1 pseudogene is annotated in these 518 nt (G+C 77.0%); it reads left to right on the top strand.

What is annotated here, in order from left to right:
* Positions 1–308: 308 nt before the first annotated feature.
* A pseudogene (locus tag CR470_RS40165) lies at positions 309–518 on the top strand (serine/threonine-protein kinase); the annotation flags it as partial.

A 518-nucleotide genomic window follows, 5' to 3' on the forward strand; every position in this document is an offset into this window, starting at 1 on the left:
GGACCACGGCCGCCCCCGCCGGGCGCGGTCCGTCCGCCGGTGGCGTACTCCAGCGACTCGTACGGCGGCCCGGGCTCGCCACGAAGCCCTCGCCGCCCATGTCGCCCGGCACGCCGCCGCTCCGGACTTCCGGTCCGACGGCCCGCCAGACTCCGCAGCAGGGTCCCGCACCGCACGCCTCCCCGGCCTCCGGCCGGACCACCGCCTCCGGCCGGTCCGCTGCTCCTGCTCCTGCTCCTGCTCCTGCTCCTGCTCCTGCTGTTCAACGCGCCGTGCCCCTCCCGCACGCTCCGCTTTCCCGGCCGGGGATGCCGTCGGCCGCTTCCACGCCTCCGGCATCCGCAACCGCCCCCGGCGCGCGCCCCGTTCCCGTCGTCCGGCCGCATCCACCCGCGGCGGCACGTCCGGAAGCCGCCGTACCCGTACAGCGGCTGGCGATGCCGGTGGTGCCCGACAGCGCCGGCCCTCCGGTCGCCGGGCCGGCCCCAGCGCTGTCTCTTATACACATCTCTGATGGC

The sequence above is a fragment of the Streptomyces sp. rh34 genome (assembly GCF_002551245.1).
In the GTDB taxonomy this organism is placed as follows: Bacteria; Actinomycetota; Actinomycetes; order Streptomycetales; family Streptomycetaceae; genus Streptomyces.